This window comes from Shewanella sairae (assembly GCF_023283535.1).
GTDB classification, from domain to species: Bacteria; Pseudomonadota; Gammaproteobacteria; order Enterobacterales; family Shewanellaceae; genus Shewanella; species Shewanella sairae.
Window position 1 is genome coordinate 123769 of the sequence record NZ_JAKILT010000002.1, and the last position, 11624, is coordinate 135392.

General features: G+C 43.3%; 10 protein-coding genes. 7 read left to right on the top strand and 3 right to left on the bottom strand.

What is annotated here, in order from left to right; genetic code table 11:
* Positions 1-178: 178 nt before the first annotated feature.
* A complete protein-coding gene (narQ, locus tag L2748_RS01395) occupies positions 179-1894 on the top strand; it encodes a nitrate/nitrite two-component system sensor histidine kinase NarQ (RefSeq protein ID WP_220778577.1) in 1716 nt (571 codons plus the stop codon).
* Positions 1895-1983: 89 nt separating this feature from the next.
* Complete coding sequence (locus L2748_RS01400) at positions 1984-2613, top strand: response regulator (RefSeq protein ID WP_220778579.1); 630 nt, start codon at positions 1984-1986, stop codon at positions 2611-2613.
* Positions 2614-2702: 89 nt separating this feature from the next.
* Here the strand turns inward: L2748_RS01400 and L2748_RS01405 are convergent, their stop codons facing one another.
* Positions 2703-3074, bottom strand: coding sequence for a YacL family protein (locus L2748_RS01405; protein WP_220778581.1), 372 nt, complete (start codon positions 3072-3074; stop codon positions 2703-2705).
* 244 nt (positions 3075-3318) lie between these two features.
* A complete protein-coding gene (gene fkpA / locus L2748_RS01410; protein ID WP_220778588.1) occupies positions 3319-4083 on the bottom strand; it encodes an FKBP-type peptidyl-prolyl cis-trans isomerase in 765 nt (254 codons plus the stop codon).
* 500 nt (positions 4084-4583) lie between these two features.
* Here fkpA and L2748_RS01415 point away from each other — a divergent pair, with 500 nt between their 5' ends.
* The 5 genes from L2748_RS01415 (at position 4584) to L2748_RS01435 (ending at position 10252) form a co-directional block, all read left to right on the top strand.
* Entirely contained in the window at positions 4584-4796 is a 213-nt protein-coding gene (locus L2748_RS01415; RefSeq protein ID WP_220778590.1) for a SlyX family protein, read from the top strand.
* A gap of 275 nt (positions 4797-5071) precedes the next feature.
* Positions 5072-6439, top strand: a complete 1368-nt coding sequence (locus tag L2748_RS01420) for a COG3014 family protein (RefSeq protein ID WP_220778592.1) — start codon at positions 5072-5074, stop codon at positions 6437-6439.
* 23 nt (positions 6440-6462) lie between these two features.
* Entirely contained in the window at positions 6463-7056 is a 594-nt protein-coding gene (lpoB, locus tag L2748_RS01425) for a penicillin-binding protein activator LpoB (protein WP_174208590.1), read from the top strand.
* A 174-nt stretch (positions 7057-7230) separates the two neighbouring features.
* Entirely contained in the window at positions 7231-9867 is a 2637-nt protein-coding gene (pepN, locus tag L2748_RS01430) for an aminopeptidase N (RefSeq protein ID WP_220778594.1), read from the top strand.
* 172 nt (positions 9868-10039) lie between these two features.
* Positions 10040-10252 carry a hypothetical protein gene (locus tag L2748_RS01435; protein ID WP_220778596.1) on the top strand — a complete coding sequence of 71 codons (213 nt, stop codon included), beginning with the start codon at positions 10040-10042 and terminating at the stop codon, positions 10250-10252.
* Positions 10253-11038: 786 nt separating this feature from the next.
* On the opposite strand, the gene L2748_RS01440 is transcribed toward L2748_RS01435, so the two are convergent.
* Positions 11039-11599, bottom strand: a complete 561-nt coding sequence (locus L2748_RS01440; RefSeq protein ID WP_220778598.1) for a phosphoribosyltransferase — start codon at positions 11597-11599, stop codon at positions 11039-11041.
* Positions 11600-11624 lie beyond the last annotated feature (25 nt).

Here is an 11624-nt window from a genome sequence, read left to right on the forward strand (position 1 = left end):
CTTACAATTAACAAAGACATACCCCTTATGGGGTATCCAAGTTGAAGTTTGCGTTAGATCAAATTGTGAACGTGTTGTTGCTCACACTTTTACATATTTGTTAATGCATTCAATTGATCGCTAATATTCAATAGCAATAAATAAGCTGAATGCGATCCCTATTTATGAGAGTTTTAAAATGAAAAAAGGCAGACTGACTTCGGCCATTTGGGGCTTTATGCTAACGCTGATTTTACTGTCAAGCGCACTCGCCATCTTTGCCATTATTAACCTGTCTTATAGTCTCGGCGATGCCCGTGCGATCAATGCTTCAGGCTCGTTACGTATGCAAAGTTATCGCTTAATGTTCTACGCTAATTCAGGCAGTGAAGCCGCTGAAGAAAAAATAGTAGAATTTGAAAATACACTCAACTCTCAAGCACTTAAGCGTTCTCTCACTTGGTATACACCGCAAGATCTAAAGAGCAAATATCTCGCGGTTATCGATAAGTGGCAGGTGATGAGGTATTACATTGAATCTGAAGATTCTCGATTATATGCAGCAGCCTTAAAAGACTTTGTCGATACAATTGACCTTTTTGTACTTGAAACCGAACAATACGCCGCCTTAAAGCTAAAAATTCTAGCCATAAGTCAGATTGGTGGTTTGGGGTTAATGTTACTGATTGCCTTTTTTACGGTTCGACTTGCCAAGCGCAAAGTTGTTAAACCTCTGCAACAATTGATGCAGGCAGCTGATACAATTTCACAAGGCAACTTTAATGTAGCCATGCCTCAAACAGAGTACCTAGAACTAAGTGCACTAAGTAGTGCGCTAGACTCTACCGTGAAAAAGCTGGCTGCTGTATACCAAGGGTTAGAAGAACAGGTTGAAGAAAAAACCATCGCCTTAACTCGAGCCAATGACGAGTTAACCCTGCTTTACGATAGCTTGGTGATGTTGCACTCAAGTAAGTTGAATAAAAATACCCTTTCTTTAGCATTAGATGCCTTGCAGTCCCATGAAAAAGAAGTAAACCTGCGCTTAGTGATGGTAGAAGATGGGGAAGTGACCGATATTATCACTGCGGGCAATGAAGCAGAGTGGCCTTATCATTGCGATAACTCCAAGCAGTTTCCATTACAATTTGAAGATAATAACCTTGGCTATCTAGAAGTGGTTTCAGCCCTGCCGTTCTCCTTTGCACTCTTTAATAACTTTGCCATTATGCTAGCACGATCTATGGTGATCTATAATGCTGCAGAGCAGCGCCAGCAGCTCGCGTTAATGGATGAAAGAGGGGTAATCGCTAGAGAGTTACATGACTCGCTAGGGCAACTACTATCCTTCTTAAAAATTCAAGTTAACTTGTTATCCAAAGAGTTAGATAAAACCTCGAAAAGCCCAAGAGCTGCTGAGCAATTGCAAGAAATTAATGAAGGCGTAAATACCGCGTATGTGCAGCTAAGAGAGCTTTTATCTACCTTCCGACTAACGATTAAAGACCCTAACCTTGGTCATGCCATTGAAGCCATGGTGGAGCAACTTCGTGGCCAGTCTGATGCGAGTATTACCTTAGACTACAAATTGCCCACTCAGTTACTGGGCGCACATCAGCATATTCATATTTTGCAGCTCACACGTGAAGCAACATTGAATGCAATAAAACATGCAAGTGCCAAGCACATTCACATTAGCTGCCAGAAAATTTCAGAACAAAAAGTCATCATCAGCATTAGCGACGATGGAGTGGGGATTGAGAAGCTAAAAGAAAGAGATCAACATTTTGGCTTAGGAATTATGCACGAACGCGCCAGTCGCCTATCCGGTGTGGTAGAATTTAGCCAGAATAAAAAAGGTGGCGCCACAGTGGCATTAACCTTTTCTCCTCAGCAGGAGCCTGAAAATAAGTAACCACTTATTTTTAATGAGTTTCTTACTAGGAATAGTTAGTTAACGAGCATTTTCACATAGACGCATATACCTCAGCAGGAGGCCTTAAAATGGGAAAACCCTATTCGGTTCTAGTCATTGATGATCACCCATTATTACGACGTGGGATTTGTCAGCTTGTCACCTCAGACTCAGACTTTACCTTATTCGGTGAAGCGGGCAGCGGTTTAGATGCGATGTCAGCAGTCAGTGAAAGCGAACCAGACATCATCTTGCTTGATCTTAATATGAAAGGCATGACTGGGTTAGATACCTTAAATGCACTAAGACAAGAAGGTGTCACTTCACGCATCGTCATTTTAACGGTTTCAGACGCCAAACAAGATGTTATCCGTCTAGTTCGCGCAGGTGCCGACGGCTACTTACTAAAGGATACTGAGCCAGATTTACTGCTCGATATGCTGAAAAATGCCATGCTTGGGCATCGAGTTATTAGTGACAACGTACAAGAGTATTTGTCAGAGCTAAACAGCTCGGTCAATGAGCAAGAGTGGATTGAAAACCTAACCCCACGCGAGCTGGAGATCCTACAGCACTTAGCCGAAGGCCAAAGTAACCGTATCGTCGCAGAGCAACTGCATATCAGTGAAGGCACGGTAAAAGTACATGTGAAAAACTTACTGCGTAAAGCCAATGCCAAATCACGTACTGAAATGGCGGTTCGTTACTTAAACCAGTAAACCACTAAAAAGTAAAAGGCAGCTAAACGCTGCCTTTTTTGGTAGATATTTACATCAGGTTGATGAAGAATAAATCTGAAGATCGGCAATCATTTTTCGTCGATAAAACGGCGCCAGCTCAAAATCACTTCATAAAAATCTTCTAAACCGCAAAATGCTTCAGACTCACCATCATAAAATGACATAGACTCATCAAGCTCTTGATCATCATTGTCTTCAATGTCATTGGCAAACACTCGTGCTTGTTCAATGTCGAGCTCAAGCGACAATGCTTTACCCACTAAGCGCCACTCATTACCTTGGCCACTTTGCAAACGTTCTATTTGCTGACATATTTCATTAAACAACACAGTGTTATCAGCCAACTCTTCCGATAACCAAAAACCCATCGCTTCATGGTCCATACTGAAACGAGCAAATACCGTATCAGTAATAGTGTTGCGTAAAAATTCGTATTCCATAGCTTGGCTCAAAATTAAAAATCACTCTAATAGCTCATTTTAACCCAATAACACACACCACGCCCTGTGATATTCAACCGAAAACAAAGCGCTGCTCACTTAAGCATCATTACAAGAGGATGACTCACTTGTTTAAAGCCATTGAGCAATACAGTAATCATATTGCGCACCCAATAAAAAAGGACGCTCAATGCGTCCTCTTCTATTGGCCTAAGCTCAACAGAGCTTGGCTATCAATCACTGATTAGTGTGCGTGCGCTGCATCTGCAGTTGGCGCGTCAGCTTTTTCAATATCCAGTAGCTCAACTTCAAATACTAGCGTTGAGTTTGCTGGGATAGTACCAGTATCACGCTCACCGTAAGCAAGTTCAGCAGGGATAACGAACTTGTACTTAGAACCCACAGACATTAGCTGAACGCCTTCAGTCCAACCTGGGATAACGCGGTTTAGTGGGAAAGTTGCTGGCTCGCCACGTGCAACTGAACTATCAAACTCAGTACCGTCAGTTAATGTACCCACGTAGTGAACTTTAACAGTGTCTTCAGCCACTGGCTTGTCGCCGGTACCTTCAGTGATCACTTCGTACTGTAGACCAGAATCCGTTGTTACAACGCCTTCTTTAGCTTTGTTTGTTTCTAGAAAAGCTTTGCTTTCAGCAGATGCTTTTTCTGCTAAAACTTTAGCTTGCGCTTGACGCTTTTCATTTAGCTTTTCATCAAGTGTTTGTAAGATGGTTTGCATCTCTTCTTGAGTCAGTTTTAGCTCACTGTTTAGACCTTCGCTAAAACCTGTCACGATTAGGTTTCTATCAACATTTAGACCAAGTTCTTCTTGCTCTTTAATGTGGCCGGCCATATAGGTACCGATTGATGCGCCAACGCTATACGCTTCTTTTTGCGCTTCAGTTTTTAATTCTACTGGGGCAGCAACAGCGGCTTGTTCTTGGTTACAAGCTGTTAGACCAACTACGGCCAAAGCCACTAGTGAATATTTATAAATCGATTTCATTAAAGCTTCCTCAGCATTTACACGTGGTTACACGAACCTAATTCTTTTATTTAGGCGACCACTTTATACTAGTTAAATAGGTTATTCCAATTTGCACTACGAAAACTGTGTTGATGACAAACAAGCGTACTTTTTCCAGACATATTAATCGATTATGCCTCGCTCAATCACAACTCTTAGTGCATTGCAGGAACCTTTAGGCTTCTAACTTAGCAATGATTATCTTAATAGTCATCTTACAGACAACATAAAACGGCGCGAGTTCATCAATTTAAATGCAGAGTTAACCACTTGTCAGCGTTCATTCAGCTTGCAGATTACTATTTAACCATTACAACAAAGCTAAGCCCTTATTCTATAAACGCCAACAGATGTTGTATACTCTGCCTAATCACCGTCACTATGATTGAGAGACTAGCGTTCTCAATATACAGTCTTTAGCAACTGATACCATTATTGGTTATTAGCAAATAAAGACCCCTATCCATACAGAGGTTAATTTGGATAATTTAGAAACTCGTGTCCAAGAGCTAGAAATGAAAGTGGCCTTCCAAGATGGCACCATTGAAGAGTTAGACCAACAAGTCATTATGCTCAATAAAGCGCTCGCCACGCAGCAAGATCAACTCAGGCTACTTGTTAGTAAGTTGCAAGCCGTTGAGCCAAGCAATATGGCCAGCCAAGCAGATGAAACGCCACCGCCACACTATTAATCAATCGTTACAGAATGAAGATGAATAACTTTAATTAATAAGCTAAATTTAAGCGCTTATAGATTAAGCAAAGGTTAAAGACATTCATCTTATGTTCAGCTTGATAACGCTATAAATTGCCTGATATAACAGAAGAATTTTGTATTTTTTAGTATGAGCGCTAAGTCTGTCCTAATATCTACTAATAAACACTTAATAAAAGCTCAAATCACCCGCATAGCGCATACGGTAACAAGGATGGCGATGTTTTATATCCAAGCTAAAGAGATGTTGAAATGAGAATCCTATTATTGCTAGCCACAATAGTGCTTGGCCTTAATGGCTGTGCGTTTAATAGCATTTTCATCAATTATCCCTCTCAGATCGCCCCAGTCAAAGCTCAGCTCAACTCGCCTACCCCGCAAAATGCCGCCAAAATTGTTGAATCGGAAATAGTCAGTGCTGACGGACTGCTTTATGCCCAAGAAGCTGGCCGTAGCGCTCAAATAGCCGGTGACTTTGAAAATAGCAAAAAGTACTATCAACAAGCCGTTGCGGCCTATAGCGAGTTTGATGACAAAGCAAAAGTCAGTCTCAGTGATGCCGGCGCCACCGCTAGCAGCCTATTTGTAAACGATAACGTTATCCCTTACCGCGGCCCTGGTTACGAGCGCATCATGTTGCATCAGTATCAGGCATTAAACTATCTGTTTGCAGGTGATCCTCAAGGTGCATTAGTCGAAGTACGCCGCAGTAATGAGCTACAAAGCCAAGAGCAAGCCAGATATCAAAAATCGAATAAGTCAGTGCAAGCTATGGCAAACGGCACCATAGATGCTGAAATGAATAAACTCGGGCAAGCTGCAGGCACCACAACGAGTTCATTTCTCAATGCCTACAGTTACTACACCACTGGTATGCTACATGAGATTTTAGGCGAGCCAAATGATGCCTTTATCGACTACCGTAAAGCGGCGCAAATCACACCTAATAATCCCTACCTGCAGAAAGATTTAGTCAGATTGGCAAAGCAGTTATCAATGCCGCAGTACGATGAGTTTAAACGCCGTTGGGGTGATGCTGTGTTACCTAACAAAGGCGATGGACAAGTCATTATCATGCTTGAGCGCGGCTTTGTGCCAGAGAAACAAAGCTTTACCGTGCCTTTCACTATTCACGGCAACTGGCAAACCGCCTCGTTAGCAACCTATTACCCGAATCGACAACCTGTACGCCAAGGTCAAATCCAAGGTCTAGGTACAGTATTAAAAACCGCGCCCATTGCCAATATTGATGCGCTAGCAATCACAGCACTCAAAGAAGAACTGCCTGCGGCACTCGTCCGCCAAGCCGCGCGAATTTATGCCAAGGCAGAAATGGCACAAAGCGTCGAAAGCGAAACCAAAAGGCGCAACAATGATATCGATTACGCTTCTATCGCGATGCAGATCTTTAACGTGGTCACAGAACAAGCCGACAGGCGCAGTTGGTTAACTCTTCCAGAGCAGGCACAAATAGCCCGCTCTTATGTTAAACCAGGCAGTTATTCACTTATGCTGGACAACAATCCGGCTGATCCCATTGAAGTCAAAAGCGGTCGTACAACCTTAGTCTGGATAATTGACACTGGTAATTACACCCGTTTTTATTCAATAATCATTTAGCAATCACTTGTATGGAATTAACTATGAAACATTTAAAAGTCGTTTTTATTCTTGCAGCAGTAATCGGTTTATCTGCCTGCCAATCAAAAGTTGAATACGGTGATGCCACAGAAGTGGAAACCGTTAACGAGAACTTCGGTTCTACCGATCTACAGGCTATCGCCGCTAAGATGGTCGACAGCATGCTGACCTTCCCACCGGTTGTGGCAATGACAGCAAACGATCGCCCTATTATCTTCGTTGATAAAATTAAGAACAAAACCTCTGAGCATATTGATACCGAATCTGTTACCGATTCAATCAGCAACAAGTTACTACGCTCAGGTAAGTTCCGCTTTATCGATATGACTAAGGTTGACTCGGTACGTAAGCAGCTTGATTACCAAAACAACTCAGGCATGGTTGACCCATCAACCGCGATTAACTTTGGTCGTCAAATCGGTGCTCAGTACATGCTATACGGCAACCTATCTAGCATCGTTAAGCAAGATGGCAGCACTAAAGATGTTTACTACAAGATGACTATGCGTTTAATGGATCTAGAAACTGGTCTAATCGAATGGTCTGATGAAAAAGAAATTCGTAAAGTTAAGTCTAAGTCGTTTTTAGGTCTATAACCCAGCAAGGCGCTGATTGGACTAAACTCGCCTAGCCACACGAATTTAATCGGTAACAAAGCCAGCATTTAGCTGGCTTTTTGCTATACAAAATTAGTCTGGCTGAATACAAAGGAAATAGGGTAACGTATGCGCTTGCTGTCGCTCCCCGAATAATGAGAAAAGGATGCTGTTTTGAAGTTGTTGTTTATCGGTTTTACCACTGCCTTACTGTGCGTTACCACTGCAAGCCATGCCAACTCCAATGACGGCAATTTTTTGCGCGACAATAGTGCCTACATTAGCCAGCAAGCGGCAACACAACGCACCGCAAGGATAACCGATGTGCACTACCAGCTCGACTTAACCCTAACCGAGCACAACGGCTTTAACGGCGTAACCAAGGTGAGCTTTGATCTCAGCGACAATGACCAAGCCCTGAGCTTAGATCTAAACCAAGCACAGATCCAAAGCTTTGTTATCAATGGTAAAAAGGTCTACCCCAATTACAACAATAGCTATATTAAGCTTAACCCTCGACTATTAAATAGCGGCAGCAACACCATTGAAGTCGCATATAGCCGCGACTACAGCAATAATGGTGAAGGCCTGCATAAATTTGTCGATCCAGTTGATAACAAGGTGTATCTGTATTCCCACTTTGAGCCAGCAGCCGCGCAGCAGATGTTTGCGCTATTTGACCAACCCGATCTTAAAGCCACATTTCAGTTAAGTGTCACAGCGCCAAAAGACTGGACCGTAATTAGTGCTATGAGAGAAAACCAAATAACTGACCAAGGTGAGCTGCGCCGCTGGCAATTCCCAGAGTCCCCCAAACTCAGCCCTTATAACTTTTCAATGCACGCAGGGCCTTATCATAGTTGGCAAGATAACTCTGGAAAATACCCTCTGCGCTTGTTTGCCCGTCAGTCCATTGCTAAACAAGTTAATCAACAAGACTGGTTTAACTACACCCAAAAAGGACTCGACTTTTTCAATAATTACTTTGGCATCGACTATCCGTTTGCCAAGTATGACCAAGTGCTAGTGCCTGACTTCTTGTACGGTGCCATGGAAAACGCTGCCGCAATTACTTACAGCGAAAGCCGTTTCCTCAGCGATAGCGCCATGACCCATGAGCAAAAACAGCGCCTAGCAGGCGTGATCATGCATGAGATGGCACATCAATGGTTTGGCAATTTAGTCACTATGAAATGGTGGAACGGGCTATGGCTCAATGAAAGCTTTGCCTCGTTTATGGCGACTATGGCCACCAGCGAAACCACCGAATTTTCAGCGTGGCGTAGCTTTTACGCTAAAGGCAAACAAAGTGCCTATGTACTCGATAGCTCAGCCAGCACGCACCCAATTGAAGTGCCCGTGCCAAGCAGCAAAAATGCTTTCGATAATATCGATGCCATTACTTACTCCAAAGGCGCAGCAACATTAAAGCAGTTAAGTCATTTGCTCGGCGAAAAAGTGTTTCAGCAAGGCGTACAAAACTATCTCACTCAGTACAGTTACCAAAATGCCGAACTCAGCGACTTTATCGCTAGCCTTGAAAAGACCGCCAAACGTGATTTAAGCCAGTGGAGTCAAGATTGGTTATACAAGGCAGGAGTAAATACGGTTCAAGCGGAGTTTAGTTGCAGTAATGGCCGCATCACGCAATTTAACCTAAAGCAAACGGCACCTAACCCTGAGCAACCAACGCTGCGCGAACAGAAAGTGCTAGTAGGCTTATTTACTAAAGGTCGTAGACAGCTGCACCACAATATTAGTGTTCCCGTTATCTATAGCGGTGCCAAGACTCACGTTAAGCAGCTTATTGGTCTGCACTGCCCAGATTTGGTTTACCCTAACTATCAAGACTGGGGCTATGTCAAAGTCAGCTTAGATCAAAAGTCATTTAAGACGGCGCAAACCGAGCTAACAAGAGTACAAGATCCACTGCTGCGATCCATGTTGTGGCAAAGCCTATGGGACAGCGTTAAAAGCGGCAGCTTAACGCTCAATGATTACATGGGCACGGTATTGATTAATCTCCCTGCAGAGCAAGATCAAATCATTTCGGATCAAGTATTAACCAGCTTATCGCAAGCAAAGGTCTACTTAGACAAAATGCATCCCAATAACCAGCGCTACGCAGGTAAAGCCATCAGCGCCATGGAGCAAATGAGCTTAAGAAAAGTCATGACCAATAAAGATAAGCGTGATTTACAACGCATCTGGTTTGATAGCTATATCGAGTTTGCCCAGAGTAAAGCCGCGCTTAACCATATGGATGCACTACTCAATAGCACCGCAACTATTAATGGCCTAGAGATAGATCAAGCATTGCGCTGGAAGATGATTGTGCAGTTAAATCGCCACGACCACCGCAATGCACGCTACTGGCTGAATAAAGAACAAAGCGCGGATAATTCAGATAGTGGTCAAAAAGCCGCATTAGCCGCCGAGGCCAGCCGACCTGGTGCCGCTAAAAAACGCCAATGGCTGACGCGTATTCAGCAGCCCACCAATCTGCCTTTTGCCAAAGTGCGCACGGTAATGGAAAACCTCTACCCAAGTGAGCAAAAGCGACTAAGTGCAGCAACCGCAGAGCAGCGGCTGTCGAGTCTAGCCCAGATAGATAGCCAGCAAAGCCCTGTATTTATGCGCAGTTATAGCGCCGCATTGATCCCAACAGATTGCAGTTACGCCAGTATCAGTAACCTTAGCCAAACCTTAGCAGCTGAAAAAGGTTTATCTGTATCGACTCAGCGCGCGCTTAAAGATGCCATACAGCAGGAACGAACCTGCTTGCTGATTAAGACCAACATGAAGCATTGATAAAAATGTTATAGCTGTAAACCTAAACCACACAATCGCAGTAGGCATAAGCAATTATGCCTACTGCTCATTCCACCTAAAGCAAAGCTCGCTATCGAACTCAGTCCAATCTGCTTTATAGCCACTATACTGGATGGGAATACCACTTTTAAAGCGTATTGAGGAGCGATTTATGGGGCCTTTTTCCATTGCGGCGATAGCCATCATTGGTGTATTTACGCTGACAGCCTATAAAGAATATAACAAGCAAAAAAACCGTGTCGATGCAGAGGAACTGAGCAAGGTAAATAGTGAGATTAGCGAGTTAAAACAGCGGGTGGCAACCCTAGAGAAAATCATTACCGATAAGTCTTATCAGCTGAAAGATGAGATAGATAAGCTTTAAAGCACAGATAAAGCCAAGGTGGAATATAATGTAGGTCGGCATTTATGCCGTCGTTGGTACCGTAATTTATGCCGTCATTGATATCGTCATTGATATCGGCATTGATGCCGTCATTGATATCGGCATTGATGCCGTCATTGGAATCGTTAGTGATGCCGTCATTGATATCGTGGCTGATATTGTAGTGGATGATGCTATTGATGATGGGCTAAAGCCCAACCTACATAAGAATGGCAGGGTGCGATGGAACCTGTAGGTCGGCATTTATGCCGTCATTGATGCCATTGTTGATACTGTTATTGATGCCATTGTTGATATCGTTGCTGTCGTTATTAATAGCGCAGTTGATGATGGGCTAAAGCCCAACCTACATAAAAATGGCAGGGTGCAATTGACGATGGAACCTGTAGGTCGGCATTTATGCCGTCGTTGATGCCATTGTTGATACCGTTAGTGATGCCATTGTTGGTATCGTTGCTGTCGTTATTAATAGCGCAGTTTATGATGGGCTAAAGCCCAACCTACGTAATGTATAGCCGAGTCAGGTTGACGATAGAACATGTAGGTCGGCATTTATGCCGTCATTGGTATCGTTATTAATAGCGCAGTTGATGATGGGCTAAAGCCCAACCTACAGTAAATACAGCACGGCGGTTGATTGTATAGCTGGACGAAGTCCGCTCTAACCGCGAAGTTCTCTAGATTCGGGGGCATTATTTTAAAACAAAAAAGCCACCGTTTAAGGTGGCTTAGTATTAACGTATCCCTTATGGGATCAATTAAGCATTATACAAATAGGTGCTTAATGTTTTTCAAGTCGCCCTTGCCTTCAGCAAGTTCTTCTGGCGACAAGCCCGAGACTTCATGCGGGAACACTAACCACTCGTCAGACTCATGAATAAAGTAATCAGGCTTTAATGGTACGACGGTGTTTTGTGGCTTGTAATATGGGCAAGCGATACGCACATCTTTTGGCATGTTTAAGCGCATTAAATCGCTTAGGTTTTCCATTAATGCATGAATACTGCGGCCAGAATCGAACACGTCATCAACAATCAATAGACCATCACCAGCGTTAGCGTTTTCAACGATGTAATGCAGACCGTGAACCTTAATCTGTTTACTTTGCTTATTGATGCCGTAATAAGATGAAGTACGCACAGCAATGTGGTCAGTTTCCACTTTTTTGAAATCAAAAAACTCTTGTACTGCGATGCCGATTGGAGCACCACCACGCCAAATACCAACAATAAACTGCGGACGGAAACCGCTTTCATAAACTTGCGCTGCTAAACGAAACGAATCTTCTAGCAATTCTTGTGCGGTAATAAAGCGTTTCTCTGACATCTGACCGTCCCCATCTTGTTATTAA

Bases quoted from the DNA above. Each gene is read 5' to 3' on its own strand.
- L2748_RS01405 (WP_220778581.1), bottom strand. From the start codon at position 3,074: ATGGAATACGAATTTTTACGCAACACTATTACTGATACGGTATTTGCT.
- L2748_RS01400 (WP_220778579.1), top strand. From the start codon at position 1,984: ATGGGAAAACCCTATTCGGTTCTAGTCATTGATGATCACCCATTATTA.
- L2748_RS01435 (WP_220778596.1), top strand. From the start codon at position 10,040: ATGGGGCCTTTTTCCATTGCGGCGATAGCCATCATTGGTGTATTTACG.
- narQ (WP_220778577.1), top strand. From the start codon at position 179: ATGAAAAAAGGCAGACTGACTTCGGCCATTTGGGGCTTTATGCTAACG.
- L2748_RS01440 (WP_220778598.1), bottom strand. From the start codon at position 11,599: ATGTCAGAGAAACGCTTTATTACCGCACAAGAATTGCTAGAAGATTCG.
- fkpA (WP_220778588.1), bottom strand. From the start codon at position 4,083: ATGAAATCGATTTATAAATATTCACTAGTGGCTTTGGCCGTAGTTGGT.
- lpoB (WP_174208590.1), top strand. From the start codon at position 6,463: ATGAAACATTTAAAAGTCGTTTTTATTCTTGCAGCAGTAATCGGTTTA.
- L2748_RS01420 (WP_220778592.1), top strand. From the start codon at position 5,072: ATGAGAATCCTATTATTGCTAGCCACAATAGTGCTTGGCCTTAATGGC.